This is a genomic window from Pseudoxanthomonas sp. J35 (assembly GCF_000513995.1).
Classification (GTDB): domain Bacteria; phylum Pseudomonadota; class Gammaproteobacteria; order Xanthomonadales; family Xanthomonadaceae; genus Pseudoxanthomonas.
Window position 1 is genome coordinate 232,545 of sequence record NZ_AZVB01000001.1, and the last position, 22,772, is coordinate 255,316.

Sequence of the window (22,772 nt, forward strand, 5' to 3'; positions counted from 1 at the left end):
CTTCCGCAATACACCGCCATGCCCTTCGTCGTCACCGAGAACTGCATCAAGTGCAAGTACACCGACTGCGTGGAGGTGTGTCCGGTCGACTGTTTCCATGAAGGCCCCAACTTCCTGGTGATCGACCCGGACGAGTGCATCGACTGCACCCTGTGCGAACCGGAATGCCCGGCCAAGGCCATCTACCCGGAAGACGACGTGCCGGCCGGCCAGGAAGCCTTCGTGGCGCTCAATGCCGAACTGTCCCGCGCCTGGCCGGTGATCACCGTGCGCAAGGAGCCGCTGCCCGACGCGGCCGAGTGGGACGGCAAGCCCGGCAAGCTGCCGCTGCTGGAACGCTGAGCCTTCCCGCGCGCCTGCGCGCGCCGCTCCTGGCGATGGATACGGAAAAGGCGCCCAATGGGCGCCCTTTTCGTTTGCCGCCGGCGTGCGGGTCAGCGCGCGAGCGCCGCCTGCACCGCGGCGATGGCCTTCAGCGCCGCCGGCGCCGTGGCCGGCACGCCGCGCGGATCGACCGCCGACACGTAGGCGCCGTTCTCCACCGCGACCACGCGCACCAGGAAGTCGGTGCCCTCGTAGCTGACGTCGTAGGTGCCCAGCAGCTGGGCGCGGCTGGAGATGGTCAGGCCTTCGATGCCTTCCAGCGCGGTGCCGACGCGGGCGAACACCTCGTCGCGGGTACCGTCCACGGTGAAGCCGCTCGGCGAGGCCGCCGGCGCGGCGCCGGGGACCTGCTGCGGACGCTGGCCGGAGGCCGGCGGCAGCGCCATCGCACCGGAGGTGTCGGGCAGGTTCAGGTCCGGCGGCACTTCCAGCGGACGCGCCTCCGGGCTCAGCGCATAGTCGCCACGCGCGCCCTTGCGGAACCAGGAGCAGCCGCCCAGCGACGCGACCACGGTGAAGGCCAGCAGCACGCCCGCGGAAGCGCGGACAAGGCGGGAAGACTGGGACATCGGCATAGCTCTCCGTTGATGGGTCAGGCCGCGAGCGGTTCGCGGCCGTGGTGTGCTTCGAGTTCACGGACCAGCGCCACGATACGCGCGGCCTGCTCGTGGTGCTGCGCTGACAGCGGCAGCAGCGGCAGGCGCGGGCCGTGGCCGTAGCCGAGGCGCTGCAGCAGCGCCTTGACCGGGATGGGATTGGGTTCGACGCCGCAGAACGCATGCAGCGGCGCCAGTCGCGCGTCCCATGCCAGCGCCGCGTTGCCGGCATCGCCGGCACGGGCCAGGTCGCACAGGTGGCGGTAGGCCGACGGGGCGACGTTGGCGCCGACCGACACCAGGCCATCCATTCCGGCCAGCATCGAACGCGCGGCGCTGGCGTCGTCACCGCCCAGCACGGCGAACCCCGGCGAGCGCAGCGCGACCAGCGCCTCGACCCGGGCACGGTCGGCCACTGCTTCCTTGATTCCGACGATGTTGCCGTGCGCGGCCAGCTCGGCCACGGTTTCCGGCAGCAGGTCCGAACCGGTGCGGCCGGGAACGTTGTAAAGCACGACCGGCAGTCCACCCTGGTCGGCGACGGCGCGGAAATGCGCCAGCATGCCGGCCTGGGTCGGGCGCACGTACGGCGGCACCACCACCAGCGCCGCATCGGCGCCGGCCGCCGCCGCGCGGCGGGTGCGGTCGACGGTGTGCGCGGTGCCCTGCTGCCCGGTGCCGGCCAGCACCGGCACGCGGCCGGCGACGGTTTCAACCGCCACCTGCAGCACGGTGTCGTATTCGTCGTCCGAGAGCATCGCCGCCTCGCCCGTGGACCCGGCCACGACCAGGCCCTGGACGCCCGCGGCCAGCTGCCATTCCAGCAGCCGGCGCCAGGCATCGAGGTCGGGCGCGCCGGCCTCGTCGAACGGGGTCGCAAGCGCGGTGATCAGGCCGGTGGGGTGCAAAGCGTTCCGCTCTGGTTTCGGCGGCTGGCGCGTGGCGCGGGCCGCTTTTCGGGAGCCCGATCATACTTGCGGCCCGAAAGCACGGGCAAGTATGCTGCCCACCAGGCACAGGCCCTTTGCGGCCCGCCATTCAGCCTAAGCAACACAATGCCGGAAGCCGACTTGACCGACACCCCGCCCCGGCCCTCGCCGAACGAGAACCACCTCCTGATCAACGCCTACACGACGCATCCGGAGTCGCCGCTGCTGGCGGTGACGCGGCGCATCGCCGACAGCGGTTGCAACCTCGTCGACGCACGCCTGGCCACGGTCGGCCGCGATGTGTCGATGACGGCGCTGGCAACCGGTTCGTGGGACGCGGTGGCGAAGCTGGAAACCATGCTCGGCCGCCTCGAGCGCGAGGAAGGCCTCAAGCTCAACTGGTACCGCACCGCCGCCAAGCAGGTGCAGTCCAACCTGCTGCCCTACATCGTCGAGGTGGTGGCGGCGGACAAGCCCGGCATCCTGTTCCAGCTGGCCGATTTCTTCGACCGCCAGGGCATCACCATCGAGAACCTGCAGAGCACCCGCTACCGCGCCATGCAGACCGGCGCGGAGATGTTCTCGGCGCAGGTGACCATCGGCGTGCCGGCGAACATGCACATCGCCGCCCTGCGCGACGACTTCCTCGAGTTCTGCGACCACCTGAACCTCGACGCCATCATGGACCCGATGAAGTTCTGACCGCAGGAGGCCTCGTTGGAATTCGTCCTGTTCCTCATCGCCCTCGCGCTCTTCGCGGCCCAGCAGAAGGAAGTGGCCGGCCTGAAGAAGCGGGTGGACGCCCTGGAGGCGGAACGTCGGGAGGCCGGCACCCCATGAGTACCACCAGGCTCGACCGCGCCACCCTCAAGCTGCCGCTGGCCCTGTCCGGCGGCCGCACCGCCACCCTCGCCGACTACAAGGGCCGCTGGCTGGTGCTGTACTTCTACCCGAAGGACAGCACGCCCGGCTGCACCACCGAGGGCCTGGACTTCAACGCGCTGCTGCCGGAGTTCGCGAAACTCGGCGCCGACGTGCTGGGCGTCTCGCGCGATTCGGTGAAGTCGCACGACAACTTCTGCGCGAAGCAGGGCTTCCGCTTCCCGCTGGTCAGCGACGCCGACGAAGCGCTGTGTCGCGCCTTCGACGTGATCCACGAGAAGAACATGTACGGGCGCAAGGTGCTGGGCGTGGTCCGCAGCACCTTCCTCATCTCGCCCGACGGGCGCATCGCCCGCGAATGGCGCGGGGTCAAGGTTCCCGGCCACGCCCAGGCCGTGCTCGACGCACTGAAGGCCGAAACCACGCAGTGACCGCCATCGCCGCCACCTCCCGCCGTCGCCCTGCCCCGCAGGCCGCGACGGCGCGCCCCTGTCCGCCCTCCGTGCGCGCCGTGCACGCCGGCGCGGACGCCGCCCCTCCCACCAGGAAGCCACGATGACCCGAGGCAAGCGCATCTACGTGCTGGATACCAACGTGCTGATGCACGATCCCACCGCGCTGTTCAAGTTCGAGGAGCACGACATCTACCTGCCGATGCAGGTCATCGAGGAACTCGACAACGCCAAGAAAGGCACGTCCGAGGCCAGCCGCAACGCGCGCCAGGTCAGCCGCTTCCTCAACGAACTGGTGGAAGCCTCCGGCCTGGAGCGGATGGCCGACGGCATCCCGCTGCAGCAGCCGCAGGGCGTGCAGCTGCGCGGCCGCCAGAGCGCCGGCGTGCTGCGTTTCCAGACCGACCACTTCGAGGCCGGCAAGAGCTTCGGCGCGGTGATCCCGGACAACGCCATCCTCGGCGCGATCCTGGCGCTGAAGGAGCAGACCCCGCCGGAGATCCCGGTGGTGTTCGTCTCCAAGGACATCAACCTGCGGATCAAGGCGGCGATCGCGGGGATCGTGTCGGAGGACTACGAGAACGACCGCGCGCTGGACGATTTCAGCCTGCTGTTCACCGGCGCCACCGAGCTGCCGGAGGACTTCTGGAAGCGCCACTCCGCCGACCTGCGCTCCTGGTCCGACCGCGGCCGCACCAGCTACGAGGTGGTGCTGGCCGAGGACGAGGACTGGCACCCGAACCAGTTCCTGTACCTGCCCGGCGAGGACGAGGTCGAACTGCGCGTCACCCGGGTGGAAGGCGGCAGGGCCACCCTGTCGCTGGTCGACGACTTCCGCGGCGGCCAGCACGCGGTGTGGGGCATCACCGCGCGCAACCGCGAGCAGAACTTCGCGCTCAACGCGCTGATGGACCCGGAGATCGACTTCGTCACCCTGCTCGGCACCGCCGGCACCGGCAAGACCCTCCTGGCGCTGGCCGCCGGCCTGGCCCAGACCATGGACCAGCAGCGCTACCGCGAGATCATCATGACCCGCGCCACGGTCAGCGTCGGCGAGGACATCGGCTTCCTGCCAGGCACCGAGGAGGAAAAGATGACCCCGTGGATGGGCGCGCTGACCGACAACCTGGAGGTGCTCACCCACAACCAGGAAGGCGGCGCCTGGGGCCGCGCGGCGACCAACGACCTGCTCGCCAGCCGGATCAAGATCCGTTCGATGAACTTCATGCGCGGGCGCACCTTCCTGTCGCGCTACCTGATCCTCGACGAGGCGCAGAACCTCACGCCCAAGCAGATGAAGACCCTGATCACCCGTGCCGGCCCGGGCACCAAGATCGTCTGCCTGGGTAACGTCGAGCAGATCGACACCCCGTACCTGACCGAGACTACTTCGGGCCTGACGTACGCGGTGGACCGCTTCAAGGACTGGCCGCACAGCGCGCACATCACCCTGCGCCGCGGTGAACGTTCGCGCCTGGCCGACTTCGCTTCCGAAGTGCTCTGACCGCGGCCCGCCGGCATGCCCCGGCGGGACGGCATGGGCGCGGGCCGGGGGCGCGGAGCGGGGGACCGGGCGGAGGGTCGGGGCCCGGCGACGCTGGCACGGCAGCGATGGCAGGGCCGGGCGTCGGCAGGCGCGTTTGATGTCTCAAACATCACCAGGCAAGCCTGAAACTTGCATAGGCATGGCTGGAGGAGGACAATTCCGGGCATGCTCACCGCTGCCCAGTTACGCGCCGCCCGCGCCCTGCTCGGCATCGACCAGCGCCAGCTGGCCGCGCTGTCGGGCGTGTCGCTGCCGACGATCCAGCGCATGGAAGCCAGCGAGGGCACCGTGCGCGGCGTGGTCGACACGCTGATGAAGGTGGTCGACGCGCTCGACGCGGCGGGCATCGAACTGATCGGCCCGGGCCAGCCCAGCCGCGGCGAAGGCCGCGGCGTGCGCCTCAAGGAGGCCGGTCGCTGACCATGGGCGTGCAGCTGCCTCGCTGGGTCTGGGTCGGCGCGGTGACGCTGGCGTGCATCGCCGGCATGGTCAACGCGATCGGCTACCTCGGCTTCGAGCACCAGGCGGTCAGCCACCTCACCGGCACCACCACCCTGCTCGGCGCGTCCCTGGCCGGCGGCGACTGGCGCTCCGTCGGCCACCTGTGGGCCGTGCTCATCGCCTTCAGCCTGGGCGCGACGATCAGCGGCCTGATCATCCAGGACAGCACGCTGCGCCTGGGCCGGCGCTACGGCGTTGTGCTGGCGATCGAAGCGCTGCTGCTGGCCGCCTCGGTGCCGATGTTCGAGAACCGGCAGATCTTCGGCGCGCTGCTGGCGTCCACCGCCTGCGGCCTGCAGAACGCGATGGTGACGACCTACAGCGGCGCGATCGTGCGCACCACCCACCTCACCGGCATGTTCACCGACCTGGGCATCGGCCTGGGCCACCTGCTGCGCGGCATGCCCCTGCCGATGCGCCGCCTCACCCTGAGCGGGCTGATCATCAGCGGCTTCCTGGGCGGCGGCATCCTCGGCGCGTGGGCGTTCCGCGCCTGGCACTACAAGGCGCTGCTGGTCCCGGCCACGCTCACCGGCCTGACCGGCATCGGCTACGTCGTCTACCGCAACTGGACGCTGCGCCGGTCGCGCCCGAAGCAGACCGCGCCGGACCGCACCCGGGAACCTCTGCAACCACGCTGACCCGAAGGGGGAGCCGATGGCGAGCACCGACGTACGCCAGTACCTGTCGCAGTTCGTACCCAAGCTCCACACGGCCCTGCGCGAGGGCTACGGCTGGAACGACCTGCGCGCCGACGCGGTGGCCGGCCTCACCGTGGCCATCGTCGCCCTGCCGCTGGCCATGGCCCTGGCGATCGCCAGCGGCACCACGCCGGAAAAGGGCCTGCACACGGCGATCATCGCCGGCTTCCTGATCTCGGCGCTGGGCGGCTCGCGGGTGCAGATCGGCGGGCCGACCGCGGCGTTCATCCCGGTGGTGTTCGTGGTGATCGAGAGGTTCGGCTTCGGCGGCCTGGTGCTATGTACCCTGCTGGCCGGGCTGATGCTCATCGCCGCCGGGCTGCTGCGGCTGGGCACGCTGATGAAGTACATGCCGCAGCCGGTGATCACCGGCTTCACCGCCGGCATCGCGGTCAGCATCTTCTCCAGCCAGGTCAAGGATGCGCTGGGCCTGCGCATGGACGCGGTGCCGGCGGAGTTCATCCCGCGCTGGACCGCCTACATCGAGCACCTGGCCACCACCCGGCCGGCGACGGTGGCGCTGACCGTGCTGGGCCTGGCGGTGATCGTCGTGCAGCGCCGCTGGCGACCGAACTGGCCGGGTTTCCTGCTGGCGCTGCTGGCCTGCACTGCGGTGGCGCTGGTGGCCGGCCTGCCGGTGGACACCATCGGCTCGCGGTTCGGCGAGCTGCCTTCGGCGCTGCCGGCGTTCGAGATCCCGCACATCCCGTTCGAGCGAACGCTCGAACTGCTGCCGAGCTCGTTCACCATCGCCTTCCTCGCCGGCGTGGAATCGCTGCTGTCGGCGGTGGTCGCCGACGGCATGACCGGCGGCCGCCACCGCTCCAATGGCGAACTGGTCGCGCAGGGCGTGGCCAACGTCGGCTCGGCGCTGTTCGGCGGGCTGCCGGCGACCGGCGCGATCGCGCGCACGGCCACCAATATCCGCGCCGGGGCGCGCACGCCGGTGGCGGGCATGCTGCACGCGCTGTTCCTGCTGGTGTTCGTGCTGGTGCTGGCGCCGTTGATGGGCCATGTGCCGCTGCCGGCGCTGGCCGCGGTGCTGCTGGTGGTGGCCTGGAACATGAGCGAGTACCAGCACTTCCGCCACACCCTGTCGGCGCCGTGGGGCGACCGCATCGTGCTGCTGGCGACCTTCGGCCTGACCGTGTTCTTCGACCTGACCGTGGCCATCCAGGTCGGCTTGGCCATCGCCACGGTGGTCTTCATGTACCGGATGGCCGAGAGCGTGGAAATCAGTTCCGGCATCCGCGCTTCCGACGACGAACTGGCGCCCGACGACCCGCGCCGCACCGACGAGCAGCAGCGCGAGCGCCTGCCGCCAGGGGTGGAGGTCTACCGGATCAGCGGGCCGCTGTTCTTCGGCGCGGCCAACCGCCTGGACAACCTGCTGGACACCTTCGTCGCGCCGCCGAAGGTGCTGATCCTGCGCATGGGCCTGGTCCCGATCATCGACGCATCGGGCGTGCACGCACTGGGCAACCTGGCGCGGCGCTGCGCACGCCGCGGGATCGTGCTGGTGGTGTCGGGGCTGCAGGCCCAGCCCAACCGGGTGCTGGCGGAGATGGACTTCGGCGCGCTGCACGCGCAGGTGCGCTTCGCCTCCAACTTCGAGCACGCCCTGCGCCTGGCCGCCTCGCTGGCCACGCACGCACCGGGCACGCGGGCCGAGGCACAATAGGCCGATGACCCCATCGGCCGCCCACACCCGCCCCGCCTCCGTCCTGACCATCGCCGGCTCCGATTCCGGCGGCGGGGCAGGCATCCAGGCCGACCTGAAGACCTTCGCCGCCCACGGCGTGCATGGCCTGTCCGCGCTGGCCGCGCTGACCGCGCAGCACACCCGCGGCGTGACCGCAGTGCACGTGCCGCCGATGGAGTTCCTCGACGCGCAGCTCGAGGCCTGCTTCGAGGACTTCGACGTGCGCGCGGTGAAGCTGGGCATGCTCGCCAGCGCCGCGGTGATCGAGACCGTGGCCCGCGCGCTGGAACGCCACCGCCCGGCACACGTGGTGCTCGACCCGGTGATGATCGCCACCAGCGGCGCACGCCTGCTCGAGGAATCCGCGTTGCAGGCCCTGCGTACCCGCCTGTTGCCCCTGGCCACGGTGGTCACGCCGAACCTGCCTGAAGCCGAGCTGCTGCTGGGCTGGAAGATCGCCGACCTCGCCGCGATGTCGCAGGCCGCCGCGGCGCTGCGCGTGCTGGGCGCGCCGGCGGTGCTGCTCAAGGGCGGGCACCTGGCCGGCACCGGCGAGGTGGTCGACATCCTCGCCGACGCCGATGGCGAACAGCGCACCGCCCATCCGCGGCTGCGGCTCGAGGCGCACGGCACCGGCTGCACGCTCGCCTCGGCGGTGGCCGCGAACCTCGCGCGCGGGCTGTCGCTGCGCGCGGCCTGCGCCGCCGCGGTCGACTACGTGCATGCCGCGCTGCGCGGCGGCTACCGCCCCGGCAGGGGCGACGTCGTGGTGCTCGACCACTTCGCCACCCTGCCTGGCCGATGACCGTCGCCGCTCCGGAACTGCCCGTCGTCGCTGCCGACGGGCACCGCTGGATCCTCATCGGGCGCAGGCCCGATGCGCCGCGCGCGCGGCTGCTGTGGTTGCCCGCGCTGGGCGTGGCCGCGCGCCACTACCTGCCCTTCGCCGATGCGCTGGCCACGCACGGCATCGCCACGTACCTGCACGAGTGGCGCGGCAACGGCAGCAGCTCGCTGCGTCCTTCGCGCGCGGTCGACTGGGGTTACCGCGAGATCGTCGCGCTGGATCTGCCGGCCAGCCTGCAGGCCCTGCCCGCCGACGATGCTTCGCTGCCACTGCTCATCGGCGGGCACAGCCTCGGTGGCCAGCTGGCCTGCTGCTTCGCCGGCCAGCATCCGGAAGCCTTCGCGGGCCTGTGGCTGGTCGCCGCCGGCACGCCGTACTGGCGCACCTTCCCGCCGCCGCGTCGCTGGCTGCTGCCGCTGCTGTTCCGCTTCCTGCCCTGGCTGGCGCGGCGCCAGGGCGTGCTGCCCGGCCGGCGCCTGGGCTTCGGCGGCACCGAAGCCCGCGGCCTGATCGCGGACTGGGCGCGCGTGGGCCTGACCAACCACTATGCGGCCACCGGACTCGAGGCCGACCTGGAAGCCGGGATGGCCCGCGTGCGGGCGCCGGTGACCGGCCTGCTGCCGGCACACGACTGGCTGGCGCCCCGCGCGTCGATGCAGGCCCTGGTCGACAAGCTGCCGAATGCACCGGCGCGCATCCTCGCCCTCGACGCGGCCATCGCGCCGCTTACCCCGTCCGGGCATTTCGGCTGGATGAAGCAGCCGGAAGAGGTCGCCAGGGCCTTTGCCGCAAGCGACCTGAAAAATTTTTCGCCGGAATGTTGACGAACCTGAGCCCGACCAGCATAATTCCGCTCCTCGCAGCGCGCCCGTAGCTCAGCTGGATAGAGTACCTGGCTACGAACCAGGCGGTCGGGAGTTCGAATCTCTCCGGGCGCGCCATTTTTCGAAGACTGCCGACGGAAACGTCGGCAGTCTTTTTTTTCGCCTGCGATCCGCATGACATCCCGCGCGCATGCGGGCCGCGCAAGGCGAGGTTGCCACACGTCCCGGTCGCGGCACTCCAGGGTGCACTGCACCCGCTGCATGCGCGCCCGCCTTCGGCGATGATCCGCCCGACCCCGTCGTGAAACGCAGGCAGATGACCGGAGCCGTTGGCAGGAGTGCCGAGCTGTCACCATGCGGGCGCTACCGTTACCGGCTGGTGCGCACCTTCGCCCGGCCCGCGCGGATGCGTACCTGCACCTTCGTCATGCTCAATCCCAGCATCGCCGACGGCGAAGTCGACGATCCCACGATCCGGCGCTGCATGGGCTTTGCTCGGGCCTGGGGTTTCCATCAGCTGCTCGTGGCCAACCTGTTCGCGTGGCGCGCCACCTCGCCACGCGATCTCCATGCCGCCGACGACCCCGTCGGCCCCGACAACGACGCGTGGATCCTGCAGGCTGCCGCGGCCAGCGAGCGCATCGTCTGCGCCTGGGGCATGGACGGCGCCTGGCGCGGACGCGGCGCCGACGTCGCCCGCCTGCTTCGCGAGGCCGGCCATCGCATGCACCACCTGGGACTCACCCGCGCCGGCGAGCCGCGCCATCCGCTGTACCTCCGCGGCGATAGCCGGCCACGCGAGTGGAAGTGGAAGAAGGCGGCACATGCGTGACGCGCGCGCGACGCAAGCAGGCCGGGAACCCGCACAGCCACAAACATCGCAGGCCACAGGCCTTGCCCGCCTCCGCGTCCCGTCGGCGGTTCGCCGAAGCACGGCCTGAAAACACGAAAGCCCGCATCGCTGCGGGCTTTCGCATGAACTGGCGGAGTGAGAGGGATTCGAACCCTCGATAGAGCTTTTGACCCTATACTCCCTTAGCAGGGGAGCCCCTTCGGCCTCTCGGGCATCACTCCGGGGAGCCCGCGACTCGGTGTGTGTCCGCCGCGGGCCGCGAAAGGATACCGTCTGGGCCGTTTCGCGGCAAACGTTTTTGTCGGCTCAGGCCGACTGGTCGGATTCACCACCGCTGGACGGCGCCTCGCCGCGCTGGATCCGCTGGTAGATCTCCTCGCGGTGCACGGAAACGTCCTTGGGTGCGGTGATGCCGATGCGCACCTGATTGCCCTTCACCCCAAGCACGGTGACGGTGATCGAATCTCCGATCATCAGGGTTTCGCCTACGCGGCGGGTCAGAATCAGCATTGTCTTCTCCATGGCGCCGGCGTGCCTTCGCCGGCTGCGCAGGTCCAGGGTGGGCCATGCGCGTCCAACCAGCAGCGTGCGGAAACAACCGGCTGATCGTACTGCCGTCACCATCGGACCGGCAAGGCCGATGGTGACGGTCGTTAAGGGGCGCGCGGTCAGTGCAGGCGTTCGCCTACCCACGCGGGAACGTCCTGGAGCGCAAGGGCAAGGGCGGGCCCGTCCTCGCCACCACCCTGGGCGAGATCCGGGCGGCCGCCGCCCTTGCCTCCGATACGACCGGCGACATGGGCCAGAAGTTCGCCGGCCTTGACCTTGCCCGTTGCGGATCCGTTCACGCCCGCGACGAGTGCGGCCTTGCCGCCCTGGGTGCCGGCGAGCAGCACCACAGTGTCGCCCAGCTGCTGCTTGAGGCGGTCCACAGCCTCGCGCAGGCCCTTGGCGTCCATGCCTTCCAGCCGCGCCGCCAGCACCTTGATCCCGCCCACGTCGACCGCGGACGCGGCCAGGTCGGCGGCGGCGCTGCTGGCCGCCTTGGCCTTGAACGATTCGATCTCGCGCTCCAGGCGACGCACGCGTTCGGCCAGCGCACGGGCCTTGTCGACCACGTCGGCGCGGTTGCCGCCGAGCACCGCGGCCGCCTCGTCGAGGCTGCGGCTCTCGTTGGCCACGTAGTCCAGCGCGCCCTGCCCAGTGAGTGCCTCGATGCGGCGCACGCCGGCGGACACGCCGCCTTCGGAGACGATCTTGAACAGGCCGATCTCGCCGGTGCGGCCGACATGGGTGCCGCCGCACAGCTCGACCGACTCGCCCATCTTCACCACGCGCACGCGCTCGCCGTACTTCTCGCCGAACAGCGCCATCGCGCCCATGTCCAGCGCTTCCTGGATGCCCATCTGCTGGATCACCACCGGATGGTTGGCGCGGACTTCGTCGTTGACCATGCGCTCGATGCGCTCCAGCTCCTCGGCCGCGACCGGCTGGAAGTGCGAGAAGTCGAAACGCAGGCGGTCTGGCGCGACCAGCGAGCCCTTCTGCGCCACGTGGGTGCCGAGCAGGCCGCGCAGCGCGCCGTGCAGCAGGTGGGTGGCCGAATGGTTGAGCACGGTGCTGGCGCGCCGGGCGGCATCGACCGAACCGGAGAGCTCGTCGCCGATCTTCAGCGAGCCCTCGGCGACGCGGCCGACATGGCCGTGGAACTGGCCGGCGAACTTCTGCGTGTCGGTCACCTCGATGCGCACGCGCGGCGCCTCCAGCGTGCCGGTGTCGCCCACCTGGCCGCCGGATTCGGCGTAGAACGGGGTGCGGTCGAGCAGGACGATGACCTCGTCGCCGGCGGCGACCTCCTCCACCGGGCGACCGTCGCGCAGCAGCGCCACGACCTTCAGGCCGTCGGCCTGCAGCTGGTCGTAGCCGAGGAACGCGGTCGGCTGCAGCGTGGCCACCAGCTCGGCCGGCAGCTGCACGCCGCCGCCGAACTTGCCTGCGGCGCGCGCGGTCTCGCGCTGCTGCTCCATCGCCGCCTCGAAGCCGGCCATGTCCACGGTCATGTTGCGCTCGCGCGCCATGTCCGCGGTCAGGTCGACCGGGAAACCGTAGGTGTCGTACAGGCGGAACACGTCGCCGCCGGGGATCACGCCGCCGGTCGCACGCGCGGCGACCTCGTCGAAGATGCGCATGCCCGAGTCGAGCGTCTCGGCGAAGCGCTCCTCCTCGGCCTTCAGCGCGCGCTCGACGGTGTCCTGCGCGGCCGGCAGTTCCGGATAGGCCTCGCCCATCTGCTCGACCAGCGTGCCGACCAGCTTGTGGAAGAACGGCTGGCGCACGCCCAGCATCCAGCCGTGGCGCAGGGCGCGGCGGATGATCCGGCGCAGCACGTAGCCGCGGCCCTCGTTCGACGGCAGCACGCCGTCGACGATCAGGAACGAGCAGGCACGGATGTGGTCGGCGATCACGCGCAGCGACTTGTTCTCCAGGTCGCCGGTGCCGGTCAGCTCGGCGGCCTTGCGGATCAGTGCCTGGAACAGGTCGATCTCGTAGTTGGTGTGGACGTGCTGCAGGATCGCCGCCAGGCGCTCCAGGCCCATGCCGGTGTCCACGCACGGCGCCGGCAACGGCACCAGGGTGCCGTCGGGCTGGCGGTCGAACTGCATGAACACCAGGTTCCAGATCTCGATGAAGCGGTCGCCGTCCTCGTCGGGCGAACCCGGAGGACCGCCGGCGATGTGCTCGCCGTGGTCGTAGAAGATCTCGGTGCACGGGCCGCAGGGGCCGGTGTCGGCCATCTGCCAGAAGTTGTCCGAGGCGAACGGCGCGCCCTTGTTGTCGCCGATGCGGATGATGCGGTCTTCCGGAATGCCGACCTCGTCGCGCCAGATCGCGTAGGCCTCGTCGTCGGTGTGGTAGACGGTGACCAGCAGGCGCTCCTTCGGCAGCTTCCACACGCCGGTCAGCAGCTCCCACGCCCAGGCGATCGCTTCCTTCTTGAAGTAGTCGCCGAAGGACCAGTTGCCCAGCATCTCGAAGAAGGTGTGGTGGCGCGCGGTGTAGCCGACCGAGTCGAGGTCGTTGTGCTTGCCGCCGGCGCGCAGGCAGCGCTGGACATCGGCCGCGCGCACGTAGCTGCGCTTCTCCGCGCCCAGGAACACGTCCTTGAACTGGACCATGCCCGAGTTGGTGAACAGCAAGGTCGGGTCGTTGCCCGGCACCAGCGGCGCGGAGGGCACGATGGTATGGCCCTTGCCCTTGAAGAATTCGAGGAAGTCGCTGCGGATGCGGGCAGTCGTGTACGGGGTGGTGGGGGTCATCTGGCTTTCGCTGGGGACGGGTCCGGCCGGGACGGCACGGCGGCGCGCCCGGAGGAACGGGAAATCAACCTGCAAAGGGTATCAGAGCGGGCCCATTCGCCGGCGGACAGGGGGTAAACAGGCATCGGCCGTCCGGACCCCGCATGGCCTTTCCGGCCTCATCGCCCCCTGACCGGGCGGTCAGTCGTCCGGGTCCCAGCGGGTGGCCGCGCGGATGGTGTCGCCATCGAAACCGCGCCGGGCCAGCAGGTCGGCGGCCTTGCGGCGCTGGGCCAGGTCGACCGGGCCTTCGGGGCCGAAGCGGCGGCGCACCAGGTCGCGGGCGATCTCGTTCCAGTCGCCCTCGAAGCCGTCCAGGGCCGCGGCCGCCACCTCGCCGCCCAGGGCATGGGTGCCCAGTTCGGCGCGGATGAAGAGCGGGCCGTAACCGGCGTTGGCCCGGCTGCGGACCAGGAACTCGGCGAAGCGGGCGTCGTCCTGCCAGCCCTCCCCGGCCAGCCGCTCCACCGCGCTGGCGGCCTCCTCGGCATCGACGCCACGGACGGCCAGCTTGCGGGTGAGCTCCTTGCGCGAATGCTCGCGCCGCACCAGCAGGCCCAGTGCCCGCTGCACCGGGGTCTGCGGCGTACGTGGCTTGCGGCGGGAAGGCTCGGACATCGGCTGGAAACGGCGGATCGGGATCGCGGGCCTACTGGCGTGGACGCGTGGCACGGCGGGACGTAAGACCCGGAGCGGACGCGGCCCGGGAAGCGGATTTCGGCCCGGGCGCCGGCAGCGCGGCGGCGGTGGTGCGCAGCAGGCGTCGCAGCAGCTCCGGGTCGTCGAGTGCCTCGTCGACCACGAACCATGGGCGCGCGCCCGGATACGGGGGCGCTTCGACCACTGCCGGCAGAAGCTCGCGGGCGGCCCCGGTGGGCTTGAGGAACAGCATGTTGTCGGCGGCCACCGCGACAAACACCCCGTCCAGGTACAGCCCGAACTCACCGAACATGCGTCGCGATGCCAACGCGTCGCCCAGCCCGGCCTGCTCGAGCACGTAGTCGACGAAGTGCGGGTCAGTAGCCATCGCAAGTCCGGTCAGGGCGTTCTGCTGGAAGTGTGCGCCGTCCGTGGCGCCTGCCCATCCTGGCCTTCAAGACCGTCCCCCGCCGGCGCGCCACTGACTTCACGCCGGCAGGGGACGGGATACACGGGCCTCGACTCAGTCGTCGTCGCCCTCGCCTTCGTCACGCGACGCCTCCGCCGGCTGGAACTTCTCGCGCAGCTCGGCTTCGATCTTCGCCGCCACCGCGGGGTTCTCGCGCAGGTACTGGCGGGCGTTGTCCTTGCCCTGGCCGATGCGCTCGCTGCCGTAGCCGTACCAGGCACCGGACTTCTCGACCAGCTTGGCCTCCACGCCCATGTCGATCAGCTCGCCCTCGCGGCTGATGCCCTCGCCATACAGGATCTCGGTGACGATCTGCTTGAACGGAGGCGCCAGCTTGTTCTTGACCACCTTGATCTTGGTCTGGTTGCCGATGATCTCGTCGCCCTTCTTGATCGAGCCGATGCGGCGGATGTCCAGGCGCACCGAGGCGTAGAACTTCAGCGCGTTGCCCCCGGTGGTGGTTTCCGGGCTCTGGCCCGGCATCATCACGCCGATCTTCATGCGCAGCTGGTTGATGAAGATCACCAGGGTGTTGGAGCGCTTGATGTTGCCGGTCAGCTTGCGCAGGGCCTGGCTCATCAGGCGGGCCTGCAGGCCGGGCAGCTGGTCGCCCATCTCGCCCTCGATTTCGGCCTTCGGGGTCAGCGCGGCGACCGAGTCGACCACCAGGATGTCGACCGCGCCCGAGCGCACCAGCATGTCGGCGATTTCCAGCGCCTGCTCGCCGGTGTCCGGCTGCGACAGCAGCAGGTCGTCGACATTGACGCCCAGCTTGGCGGCGTAGATCGGGTCCAGGGCGTGCTCGGCGTCGATGAAGGCGGCGGTGCCGCCCTGCTTCTGGCACTCGGCGATCGCCTGCAGGGTCAGGGTGGTCTTGCCCGAGGATTCCGGACCGTAGATCTCGACCACGCGGCCCTTCGGCAGGCCGCCGATGCCCAGGGCGATGTCCAGCATCAGCGAACCGGTCGGGATGACCTCGACCGCCTCGATCGCGCGGTCGCCCATGCGCATCACCGAACCCTTGCCGAACTGCTTGTCGATCTGGCTCAGGGCGGCGGCAAGGGCGCGCTTCTTGTTCTCGTCCATCTGGGGTGTCCTCGGGTGTCAGTGGTGTGTTGCGAAGTCTGCGGCAGGCCGGTCGCACAGGCTGCGACGGCCGCCGATGGAACTGAAACTAGTCGCGTCGGCGGGGCCCGGCCATCGTCACGCGCCGCGCCGGGATGTCGGAAAACGCCGCGCCGGCCCGCCCCGCGGCCATCAGCGGTTGGGCCGGACCAGGCCGCAGTACAGGCCCTCGATGGCGAAATCCTGGTCCGGCAGCACCTCGATCGGCGCGTAGTCGGGATTGCGCGGCAGCAGGCGGATGCGGTCCTTGCCGATCTTCAGCAGCTTGACCGTGATCTCCTCGTCCACCCGCGCCACCACGATCTGCCCCGAACGCGCCTCGCGGGTGCGGTGCACGCCGATCAGGTCGCCGTCGAAGATACCCTCGTCGCGCATCGAATCGCCCTGCACCTTCAGCAGGTAGTCCGGCGCCGGCGAGAACAGCACGCGGTCCAGGACCACGAAGCTTTCGGCCATGCCGACCGGCACGTCGGCGCCGATCGGCGCACCGGCGGCGACCCGGCCCAGCACCGGCAGGCGCAGGGCGTCGTCATTCGAAGCCGCCGCCAACGCAAGCTCGGCCTGCGGCGGCACCGGCGCGACCTTCAGGCGGATGCCGCGGGCGCGACCCGGCAGGCGCTCGATCGCCCCGGCCGCCTCCAGTGCCTCCAGGTGGTACTGCGCCGCGCGCACGCCCTTGAAGCCGAAGGCGCGGGCGATCTCGGCCTGCGAAGGCGGCAGGCCCTCGGCTTCGATGCGCTCGGCGATCAGGGCCAGGATGGCTTGCTGGGTATCGGTCAGGTCCATGGTTAGCAGTATTACTACTAACCAGCCCGGCGACGCAAGCCGCCTGACTCCCGGGTAAATTGTTTTATGTTCTGCATAAATTCCATTACCCGGGATTTGCAGATGGAACCGCTGCGTACCGTCGAAGACAACGTCCGCGGCCATGGCCGCAAGCTGCGCCGGGTGTCGCTGGCCGCCGGCGTCGCCTTGGTGGGCTACACGCTGTGGGCGGTGGCCCTGCTCTGGCTGCTGCCGGACGCCCTGGATGCGGACCTGCTGGCGCGGCATTTCGACCTGGTGGTTTCCGACCCGGCGGCCCTCGGCCCGGTGCTCAAGGTCCTGCTCACCCCTGCCTTCGCCCTCACCGGCCTGCAGCTGCTGCTGCCCATCGCCATGCTGTACCGCCTCGGCAACCGCTTCGACCAGCCGACCCCGCTCAACCGCAGGACCGCCGCGGCAGTGCGCCGTCTCTCCCACTCGATCGTCATCAGCCTGATCGCGCTGCCGATGCTGGCCGGCGTCCTGACCGGCCTCGCCCACGTGATCGCGGCGTTGGACGGGGTGGTGGTCGACACGATCCGCTCCGGCTTCGACTCGATCCCGCACTTCCTGGGTGGCCTCGGCGCCGGCATCGGCCTGCCCGTGGTCGCCTGCACCTGCCTCTACAGCCTGGCCTGGCGGATCCGGATCGGCGCCGACGCGTCCGACGACGCGCGGAGCATCGTCTGATGCCCATCGTCGTCAACCTCGACGTGATGCTGGCGCGGCGCAAGATGAAGTCGAAGGAGCTGGCCGACGCCATCGGCATCAGCGAGACCAACCTGTCGCTGCTCAAGCAGGGCCACGTCAAGGGCGTGCGCTTCGCCACACTGGAGGCGATCTGCCGGGTGCTGGAGTGCCAGCCCGGCGACCTGCTCGAATACCGCCCCGGGGACTGACCCGTAGAGTGGGGCTTGCCCCGCTCCCCCGCCTGCCGAAGCCATACGCGGAAAGCAGCGGGGCAAGCCCCGCTCTACACGCCTGCCGCGACATGTCGAAAGCAGCGGGGCGAGCCCCGCTCTACGGAAGCGGCGTCCGCCGACGGGGGAAGTCCCCCGGCGCGACACGCCAGCAGGCGCGCATCCACCGGCACGAACGCCCGCGCGGAAGCGCGCGCGGATGCCCTCTACCCCTTCCCGCTGCGCCAGATCGACAGCAGGATCCACAGCCCGGTCAGGGCGGCACCGACGAAGCCCATCACCCCCAGCGCCAGAAGCCAGCGGCTGGGTACGCCGCCGCCGGCGCTGTGCATCACGATCGACGAGCCGATCACCAGCGCGGCGGTGACCACGCCCATGGTCAGGCGGTTGGCGGCGCGGTCGACCTGGTCGCCGAAGGCCTTCAGCGAGGTGACCTCCATCTGCATGTGCAGGCGCCCGCGCCGGGTCATCCGCAGCAGCCGGCGCAGTTCGCGCGGCATGTCGCCGGCCAGTTCCAGCGCGTCCAGCACACCACGGCGTCCGCGCCGCAGCAGCGCGCGCGGCGACCAGCGCTTCAGCAGCACCTGCTCCACGTACGGCCGCGCCGCGCCGGCCATGTCGAAGTCCGGGTCCAGCTGCCGGCCCATGCCTTCGAGGGTGAGGAAGGCCTTGATCATCAGTGCCAGGTCCGGCGGCAGGCTGAGCCCGTGCTCGCGCAGGATCGCGGTCACGTCCGACAGCATCAGGCCCATGCGCAGGTCCTTCAGCGGGACCCCGCGGTACTGGTCGACGAAGGCGCCGACGTCGCCCTGCAGGCGCGATTCGTCGACCTCGCCGCTGCCCTCGCCCCAGTCCACCAGCACGTCGGCCACCGCCTCCGGCTCGCGCGCGACCAGGCCGTGGAGCAGCTGCACGATCTGGAAACGGCGCTGGTCGGAGATGCGTCCGACCATGCCGAAGTCGATCACGCCGATGCGCCCGCCCGGCAGGTAGAAGATGTTCCCCGGGTGCGGGTCGGCGTGGAAGAAGCCGTCCTCCAGCACCATCTTCAGCACGATGTCGGCGCCGGTGCGGGCCAGCGCGGCGCGTTCCAGGCCGGTGGCGTCCACCGCGGCCAGGTCGGTACCGGGGATGCCGTCGAGCAGCTGCTGCACGTTGAGCCGCTCGCAGGTCCATTGCCAGTACACCTTCGGCACGACGATGGCGTCGTTGCCGGCGAAGTTGGCGGCGATGCGCTCGGCGTTGCGCCCCTCGCCGGCGAAGTCCAGCTCGCGGCGCAGCGACAGGCTGAACTCGTGCACCACCTGGGTGGGCCGGTAGCGGCGCAGGTCCGGCGCGCGCGCCTCGACGATCTCGGCCAGGCGCGCCAGCAGGCGCAGGTCGGCCTCGACCAGGTCGCGGATGCCAGGGCGGCGGATCTTCAGCACCACCGCGCTGCCGTCGGCCAGCCAGGCACGATGCGCCTGCGCCAGGGAGGCGGCGGCCAGCGGCGTCTCCTCGATGCGCGCGAAGACTTCCGCGGGATCGCCGCCCAGGTCCTCGACCAGCTGCGGGCGTACCTGTTCGAACGGCAGTGCCGGCACCGCGTTCTGCAGCTTGCCCAGCTCGGTGGTCCATTCCGGCGGCAGCAGGTCCACGCGCGTGGCCAGCACCTGGCCGAGCTTGACGAAAGTCGGGCCCAGATCCTCCAGCGCGCGACGCACGCGCACCGGCGGGGCCATGTGCGCCATCGCCTCCGGGTCGCGCCAGTGCAGGATGCGGCCGGCGCGTTCCAGCGCCCCGGCCATGCCGATGCGCCTGACCATGTCGCCGAAGCCGTAGCCGATCAGGACCGAGGCGATCTGCTGCAGCCGGCCCAGGTCACGGACCGTACCCAGGGTCTCCCACATCAGGTGCCCTCCTCCGTCCAGCCACCGGCGCGCTGGTTCATGGCAGCAGTTCCCCGATGCCGAGCAGCGCCTGGCCCACGGTCTGCCGGCGCACCGCCTCGCGGTCGCCGGCGAAATGGAACAGCTGCGCGCGCGCGTAACCGCCGCGCCGCTTCCACGCGATCCACACCGTGCCCACCGGCTTGCCCGGGCCGCCGCCGCCCGGTCCGGCGATGCCGGTCACGGCCACCGCCACGGTGGCACCGGAGTGGACCAGCGCGCCGGAGACCATCTCGATCGCGGTCTCGCGGCTCACCGCGCCGTGCTCCTCCAGGGTCTGCGGGTGCACGCCCAGCAGCGCCTGCTTGGCCTCGTAGCTGTACACGACCATGCCGCAGTCGAACCAGTCCGAGGACCCGGCGATGTCGGTCAGGCATTTGGCGATCCAGCCGCCGGTGCAGCTTTCGGCGGTGACCAGGGAATCGCGCGCGGCGCGCAGCCGGTCGCCCAGGACCTGGGCCTGTTCGCGCAGCTGCGCGTCGGTGGGAGTGGACATCGGCATCCGGGAGTAGGGGCTCGCCGCGAGTTGTAGCCCAAACCGCCGCGCCTGTCTCGCGGATGGATCAGGGGGGCGCACCGGGCGCCCCCCTGATCGCTGACTTCGCGCGCCGTCAGTACCGTGCGCGGAAGGTCACGCCGTACATCCTCGGCGCACCGAGGAAGGCGTTGTAGGTATTGAGCGGGTCGTTGGGCACGTTGCTGGCCACCTGCAGCGGACCGTCGAAGCCCACCTGCACGTACTCGGTATCGAACAGGTTGGTCGCCCACAGCTCCAGCATCCAGCGCTGGTCGCGCGCGCCGAAGCCGAGCCTGGCGTTGGCCACGGTGAAGGCGTCCTGCTTCTTCTCCACGTCCAGGTCCGAGCCGGTGTTGTAGTCGGACATGTACTTGGCGCCGAGGTTGAAGCGGCCGACCAGGTTGCCGGCGAGATCCCACTCGTAGGTCACCGAGGCCGAGCCGGACCACTTCGGCGCGAAGCTCATCTGCGCACCGGGCAGCTTGTACAGGGCGCCGGTGGGCTCGACGAAGTCCGCGCCCGGGATGTCGTCGCCGTAACGGGTGTTGGCGTACATCAGGCCGCCCTGGACCATCAGCCCCGACACCGGCTGCCACAGCAGCTCGGCGTCCACGCCCTTGGACACCACCTCGGGGATCGAGCGCACCACGAAGCTGGTGCCGAGGAAGCTGTTGAGCTGGAAGTCCTCGTACTTCTGGTAGAACAGCGCGGCGTTGAACAGCAGGTTGCCGCCGGCCCAGGTGGTCTTGGTGCCCAGCTCGTAGCTGTCGACGAACTCCGCCGGGAACGAGGTGTCGTCCGCCGGGAGGATGCCGGCCGCGCCGGCGGAGCTGCCGTCGGCCGACTGCACGCGGTCGAGGTTGAAGCCGCCGCCCTTGTAGCCGCGGGCGACCGAAGCGTAGCCCATCACCTGCTCGCTCCAGCGGTAGGCCGCCTTGAGGGTGCCGGACCACTCCTTCTCCTCGCTGGACTGGTGCACGCTGCGGCCGTCGTGGAGCACGTTGGTCCACGGCAGGCACATGCGTCCGGCGATCGCCGGCACCGCCACCGGCAGCAGCTGGGCCAGGATCGCCTGCTGGGTCGGCCCGGGCAGCGAGGCGAAGCCGTTGATGCGCTGGGCGATGGCCGCGCCGACGCGACCGGTCGGGTTGGCCAGGGTCGCGGCGCAGCCGGCGCTGCCGTTGGGATTGCTGTAGGCCGAGTCGAGCGTCTTCTTCTCGCGGGTGTAGCGCAGGCCCAGGGTCAGGTCGAGGGCGTCGGTGGCGTGCCAGGTGTTGTTGGTGAACAGCGCCGTGCTCTTCGCGCTCTGCTCGTGGCGGTCCAGCGCACCCAGTCCGGTGAAATTGGTCCCGAACGGGCGCCCGGAGACCTGCGACAGCAGCAGCGCCGGGTTGGAGGTGTCCACGCTCAGCCCCATCGGCGCCAGCGCCGCGGCCATCTGCCCGAGCAGCTGCGAACCGACCAGGGTCGACAGGTACGGCTCGTAGCCGGCGCCGACGCGGTAGCTCTCCCTGCGGGTGAGGTCTTCGTCGGAATAGAAGAAGCCGACCATCCAGTCCACCGTGTCGGTGGCGCCGGTCAGGCGCAGCTCCTGGCTGAAGGTCTCGAAGCCGCTGAACGACTCGTTCTCGTCGGCGTTGCGGTAGATCAGGTCGGCGGTGCTGAAGTCGTAGTCCAGGCCGTTGATGGCCTGCCAGTCGCGCCACGCGGTGATCGAGGTCAGGGTCGCGTCGCCGAGGCCGATGCCGCCCCAGTCGACCTGCACCGAGATGCCCTTGTCCTTGATGTCCTGCTCGGTGCTGCGGTTGCTGTAGGCCACCCGCCCGAACGGATCGTCGCCGGGCGCGGCGATCGCCTTGCCGCCGCCGGCCACCGCGTTGATGATCGCCGAGGTGCCGCCGACCGTGGTCTGCACCGCCGTGCAGCAGTTCTCCTCGCGGCTGGTGAAGTCGGTGCTGACCAGGATCTCCAGGTCCTCCGTGGGCTCCAGCAGCAGCTTGGCGCGCAGGGTGTGGAAGTTCTGGTCGTAGTCGTCGGTCTCGCGGCGCGGGCCGTTGCCGGTGCGCACGTCCATCCAGCCGTCGCGGCTGCGCTTGGCGGCGTAGATGTTGAAGGCGCTGTTCTCGCCGATGGCGTCGTTGTAGGCGCCCGACACGCCCCATGCGCCGTAGTTGCCCACCGTCAGCTCGCCTTCGGCGCTCTGGGTGAAGCTCGGGCGGCGGGTGACCACGTTGATCACGCCGGCGGAGGTGTTCTTGCCGAACACCGTGCCCTGCGGGCCCTTCAGCACCTCGATGCGCTCCAGCTGGCCGAGGTCGCCGAAGCCGACGCTGTTGCGCGGCCGGTACACGCCGTCGATCACCACGCCCACCGAGGATTCCAGGCCGACGTTGTCGCCCACCGTGCCGATGCCGCGGATGCGCGCGGTGGTGATCGCCTCGCTCTGGGTACTGGTCACGGTGAGGCCGGGCACCAGGATCTGCAGGTCCTTGATGTCGCTGATGCCGGTGTCGCGCAGCAGCTGTTCGGAGATCGCAGTCACCGAGATCGGCACGTCCTGCAGCGCTTCCTCGCGCTTCTGCGCGGTGACGGTCAGGCCGGCCAGGGTGACCGGTTCCTCCTTCGCCGGTCCCGCGGCCTCCTGGGCGTGGGCCGGCATGGCGGCGATGACGCTCAGCGCGGTGGCGACAGCGATTGCGAGTCCGGTGTGTTGCAGGCTTGCACAGGCCATGATCCCCTCCCCTTCAAGGTGATGCATCTGGTGGTGTCGTGCTGCTGCGGGCGCCCTGGCGGGCGA

Annotated in this window: 24 protein-coding genes and 2 tRNA genes; 14 read left to right on the plus strand and 12 right to left on the minus strand. The window is 70.4% G+C overall.

Annotation, left to right across the window (positions count from 1 at the left end; genetic code table 11):
• Positions 1–18: 18 nt before the first annotated feature.
• On the plus strand, positions 19–342 hold the full coding sequence (gene fdxA, locus PSEJ35_RS0101095) for a ferredoxin FdxA (protein ID WP_024868157.1): 324 nt from the start codon (positions 19–21) through the stop codon (positions 340–342).
• Positions 343–434: 92 nt separating this feature from the next.
• Here fdxA and PSEJ35_RS0101100 read toward each other — a convergent pair whose 3' ends face one another.
• Together PSEJ35_RS0101100 and dapA are read right to left on the minus strand one after the other, a co-directional pair.
• On the minus strand, positions 435–953 hold the full coding sequence (locus PSEJ35_RS0101100; RefSeq protein WP_028916171.1) for a hypothetical protein: 519 nt from the start codon (positions 951–953) through the stop codon (positions 435–437).
• Between the two features lie 23 nt (positions 954–976).
• Positions 977–1,888: a 4-hydroxy-tetrahydrodipicolinate synthase gene (gene dapA, locus PSEJ35_RS0101105; RefSeq protein WP_028916172.1), complete on the minus strand. Its 912-nt coding sequence runs from the start codon at positions 1,886–1,888 to the stop codon at positions 977–979.
• A gap of 147 nt (positions 1,889–2,035) precedes the next feature.
• On the opposite strand from dapA, the gene PSEJ35_RS0101110 reads away from it, so the two are divergent.
• The 11 genes from PSEJ35_RS0101110 to PSEJ35_RS0101160 all read left to right on the plus strand — a co-directional run bounded on the left by PSEJ35_RS0101110 (position 2,036) and on the right by PSEJ35_RS0101160 (position 10,196).
• A complete protein-coding gene (locus tag PSEJ35_RS0101110; RefSeq protein ID WP_156924692.1) occupies positions 2,036–2,611 on the plus strand; it encodes a glycine cleavage system protein R in 576 nt (191 codons plus the stop codon).
• A 15-nt stretch (positions 2,612–2,626) separates the two neighbouring features.
• The gene (locus tag PSEJ35_RS17745) at positions 2,627–2,749 is read left to right on the plus strand and encodes a hypothetical protein (RefSeq protein WP_255326708.1); all 123 of its coding nucleotides are present in this window, start codon (positions 2,627–2,629) and stop codon (positions 2,747–2,749) included.
• Positions 2,746–3,222 carry a peroxiredoxin gene (locus PSEJ35_RS0101120; RefSeq protein WP_028916173.1) on the plus strand — a complete coding sequence of 159 codons (477 nt, stop codon included), beginning with the start codon at positions 2,746–2,748 and terminating at the stop codon, positions 3,220–3,222. Before PSEJ35_RS17745 ends, PSEJ35_RS0101120 begins: the two co-directional genes overlap by 4 nt.
• Before the next feature lie 124 nt (positions 3,223–3,346).
• Complete coding sequence (locus PSEJ35_RS0101125) at positions 3,347–4,747, plus strand: PhoH family protein (RefSeq protein ID WP_028916174.1); 1,401 nt, start codon at positions 3,347–3,349, stop codon at positions 4,745–4,747.
• A gap of 207 nt (positions 4,748–4,954) precedes the next feature.
• Complete coding sequence (locus PSEJ35_RS0101130; protein WP_028916175.1) at positions 4,955–5,209, plus strand: helix-turn-helix transcriptional regulator; 255 nt, start codon at positions 4,955–4,957, stop codon at positions 5,207–5,209.
• Between the two features lie 2 nt (positions 5,210–5,211).
• Positions 5,212–5,931: a YoaK family protein gene (locus tag PSEJ35_RS0101135; RefSeq protein ID WP_028916176.1), complete on the plus strand. Its 720-nt coding sequence runs from the start codon at positions 5,212–5,214 to the stop codon at positions 5,929–5,931.
• Positions 5,932–5,947: 16 nt separating this feature from the next.
• The gene (locus PSEJ35_RS0101140) at positions 5,948–7,672 is read left to right on the plus strand and encodes a SulP family inorganic anion transporter (protein ID WP_028916177.1); all 1,725 of its coding nucleotides are present in this window, start codon (positions 5,948–5,950) and stop codon (positions 7,670–7,672) included.
• Positions 7,673–7,676: 4 nt separating this feature from the next.
• On the plus strand, positions 7,677–8,498 hold the full coding sequence (thiD, locus tag PSEJ35_RS0101145; protein WP_028916178.1) for a bifunctional hydroxymethylpyrimidine kinase/phosphomethylpyrimidine kinase: 822 nt from the start codon (positions 7,677–7,679) through the stop codon (positions 8,496–8,498).
• Entirely contained in the window at positions 8,495–9,364 is an 870-nt protein-coding gene (locus tag PSEJ35_RS15040; protein WP_037081990.1) for an alpha/beta fold hydrolase, read from the plus strand. Before thiD ends, PSEJ35_RS15040 begins: the two co-directional genes overlap by 4 nt.
• Before the next feature lie 40 nt (positions 9,365–9,404).
• Positions 9,405–9,481 (plus strand) — tRNA-Arg (locus PSEJ35_RS0101155).
• Between the two features lie 199 nt (positions 9,482–9,680).
• Positions 9,681–10,196, plus strand: coding sequence for a DUF1643 domain-containing protein (locus PSEJ35_RS0101160; RefSeq protein ID WP_028916179.1), 516 nt, complete (start codon positions 9,681–9,683; stop codon positions 10,194–10,196).
• A gap of 149 nt (positions 10,197–10,345) precedes the next feature.
• Here the strand turns inward: PSEJ35_RS0101160 and PSEJ35_RS0101165 are convergent.
• From PSEJ35_RS0101165 to lexA, 7 genes are all read right to left on the minus strand, one after another.
• A tRNA-Ser gene (locus PSEJ35_RS0101165) sits at positions 10,346–10,438 on the minus strand.
• An 85-nt stretch (positions 10,439–10,523) separates the two neighbouring features.
• Positions 10,524–10,727, minus strand: coding sequence for a carbon storage regulator CsrA (gene csrA, locus PSEJ35_RS0101170; RefSeq protein ID WP_028916180.1), 204 nt, complete (start codon positions 10,725–10,727; stop codon positions 10,524–10,526).
• Positions 10,728–10,885: 158 nt separating this feature from the next.
• Positions 10,886–13,534 (minus strand): alanine--tRNA ligase, encoded by a 2,649-nt coding sequence (gene alaS, locus PSEJ35_RS0101175; RefSeq protein WP_028916181.1) that lies wholly within the window; start codon positions 13,532–13,534, stop codon positions 10,886–10,888.
• A gap of 180 nt (positions 13,535–13,714) precedes the next feature.
• Positions 13,715–14,191 (minus strand): recombination regulator RecX, encoded by a 477-nt coding sequence (recX, locus tag PSEJ35_RS0101180; RefSeq protein ID WP_028916182.1) that lies wholly within the window; start codon positions 14,189–14,191, stop codon positions 13,715–13,717.
• A 31-nt stretch (positions 14,192–14,222) separates the two neighbouring features.
• A complete protein-coding gene (locus PSEJ35_RS0101185) occupies positions 14,223–14,600 on the minus strand; it encodes a TfoX/Sxy family protein (RefSeq protein ID WP_028916183.1) in 378 nt (125 codons plus the stop codon).
• Between the two features lie 135 nt (positions 14,601–14,735).
• On the minus strand, positions 14,736–15,767 hold the full coding sequence (recA, locus tag PSEJ35_RS0101190; protein ID WP_028916184.1) for a recombinase RecA: 1,032 nt from the start codon (positions 15,765–15,767) through the stop codon (positions 14,736–14,738).
• 171 nt (positions 15,768–15,938) lie between these two features.
• Entirely contained in the window at positions 15,939–16,592 is a 654-nt protein-coding gene (gene lexA, locus PSEJ35_RS0101195) for a transcriptional repressor LexA (protein ID WP_028916185.1), read from the minus strand.
• A 102-nt stretch (positions 16,593–16,694) separates the two neighbouring features.
• Here lexA and PSEJ35_RS0101200 point away from each other — a divergent pair, with 102 nt between their 5' ends.
• Together PSEJ35_RS0101200 and PSEJ35_RS0101205 are read left to right on the plus strand one after the other, a co-directional pair.
• Complete coding sequence (locus PSEJ35_RS0101200) at positions 16,695–17,300, plus strand: hypothetical protein (RefSeq protein ID WP_028916186.1); 606 nt, start codon at positions 16,695–16,697, stop codon at positions 17,298–17,300.
• Entirely contained in the window at positions 17,300–17,509 is a 210-nt protein-coding gene (locus PSEJ35_RS0101205) for a helix-turn-helix transcriptional regulator (protein ID WP_028916187.1), read from the plus strand. The genes PSEJ35_RS0101200 and PSEJ35_RS0101205 overlap by 1 nt, the downstream gene beginning before the upstream one ends.
• Positions 17,510–17,736: 227 nt before the next feature.
• Here the strand turns inward: PSEJ35_RS0101205 and ubiB are convergent, their stop codons facing one another.
• From ubiB to PSEJ35_RS0101220, 3 genes are all read right to left on the minus strand, one after another.
• On the minus strand, positions 17,737–19,419 hold the full coding sequence (gene ubiB / locus PSEJ35_RS0101210; protein ID WP_028916188.1) for a 2-polyprenylphenol 6-hydroxylase: 1,683 nt from the start codon (positions 19,417–19,419) through the stop codon (positions 17,737–17,739).
• Positions 19,420–19,456: 37 nt separating this feature from the next.
• Positions 19,457–19,954 (minus strand): CinA family protein, encoded by a 498-nt coding sequence (locus tag PSEJ35_RS0101215; protein ID WP_028916189.1) that lies wholly within the window; start codon positions 19,952–19,954, stop codon positions 19,457–19,459.
• Positions 19,955–20,069: 115 nt separating this feature from the next.
• Complete coding sequence (locus tag PSEJ35_RS0101220; protein WP_028916190.1) at positions 20,070–22,706, minus strand: TonB-dependent receptor; 2,637 nt, start codon at positions 22,704–22,706, stop codon at positions 20,070–20,072.
• Positions 22,707–22,772: the final 66 nt, after the last annotated feature.

Coding starts and splice junctions, on each gene's coding strand:
- fdxA (WP_024868157.1), top strand. CDS start 19: ATGCCCTTCGTCGTCACCGAGAACTGCATCAAGTGCAAGTACACCGAC.
- PSEJ35_RS0101100 (WP_028916171.1), bottom strand. CDS start 953: ATGTCCCAGTCTTCCCGCCTTGTCCGCGCTTCCGCGGGCGTGCTGCTG.
- PSEJ35_RS0101110 (WP_156924692.1), top strand. CDS start 2,036: ATGCCGGAAGCCGACTTGACCGACACCCCGCCCCGGCCCTCGCCGAAC.
- PSEJ35_RS0101120 (WP_028916173.1), top strand. CDS start 2,746: ATGAGTACCACCAGGCTCGACCGCGCCACCCTCAAGCTGCCGCTGGCC.
- PSEJ35_RS0101125 (WP_028916174.1), top strand. CDS start 3,347: ATGACCCGAGGCAAGCGCATCTACGTGCTGGATACCAACGTGCTGATG.
- PSEJ35_RS0101130 (WP_028916175.1), top strand. CDS start 4,955: ATGCTCACCGCTGCCCAGTTACGCGCCGCCCGCGCCCTGCTCGGCATC.
- PSEJ35_RS0101135 (WP_028916176.1), top strand. CDS start 5,212: ATGGGCGTGCAGCTGCCTCGCTGGGTCTGGGTCGGCGCGGTGACGCTG.
- PSEJ35_RS0101140 (WP_028916177.1), top strand. CDS start 5,948: ATGGCGAGCACCGACGTACGCCAGTACCTGTCGCAGTTCGTACCCAAG.
- thiD (WP_028916178.1), top strand. CDS start 7,677: ATGACCCCATCGGCCGCCCACACCCGCCCCGCCTCCGTCCTGACCATC.
- PSEJ35_RS15040 (WP_037081990.1), top strand. CDS start 8,495: ATGACCGTCGCCGCTCCGGAACTGCCCGTCGTCGCTGCCGACGGGCAC.
- PSEJ35_RS0101160 (WP_028916179.1), top strand. CDS start 9,681: ATGACCGGAGCCGTTGGCAGGAGTGCCGAGCTGTCACCATGCGGGCGC.
- csrA (WP_028916180.1), bottom strand. CDS start 10,727: ATGCTGATTCTGACCCGCCGCGTAGGCGAAACCCTGATGATCGGAGAT.
- alaS (WP_028916181.1), bottom strand. CDS start 13,534: ATGACCCCCACCACCCCGTACACGACTGCCCGCATCCGCAGCGACTTC.
- recX (WP_028916182.1), bottom strand. CDS start 14,191: ATGTCCGAGCCTTCCCGCCGCAAGCCACGTACGCCGCAGACCCCGGTG.
- PSEJ35_RS0101185 (WP_028916183.1), bottom strand. CDS start 14,600: ATGGCTACTGACCCGCACTTCGTCGACTACGTGCTCGAGCAGGCCGGG.
- recA (WP_028916184.1), bottom strand. CDS start 15,767: ATGGACGAGAACAAGAAGCGCGCCCTTGCCGCCGCCCTGAGCCAGATC.
- lexA (WP_028916185.1), bottom strand. CDS start 16,592: ATGGACCTGACCGATACCCAGCAAGCCATCCTGGCCCTGATCGCCGAG.
- PSEJ35_RS0101200 (WP_028916186.1), top strand. CDS start 16,695: ATGGAACCGCTGCGTACCGTCGAAGACAACGTCCGCGGCCATGGCCGC.
- PSEJ35_RS0101205 (WP_028916187.1), top strand. CDS start 17,300: ATGCCCATCGTCGTCAACCTCGACGTGATGCTGGCGCGGCGCAAGATG.
- ubiB (WP_028916188.1), bottom strand. CDS start 19,419: ATGTGGGAGACCCTGGGTACGGTCCGTGACCTGGGCCGGCTGCAGCAG.
- PSEJ35_RS0101215 (WP_028916189.1), bottom strand. CDS start 19,954: ATGTCCACTCCCACCGACGCGCAGCTGCGCGAACAGGCCCAGGTCCTG.
- PSEJ35_RS0101220 (WP_028916190.1), bottom strand. CDS start 22,706: ATGGCCTGTGCAAGCCTGCAACACACCGGACTCGCAATCGCTGTCGCC.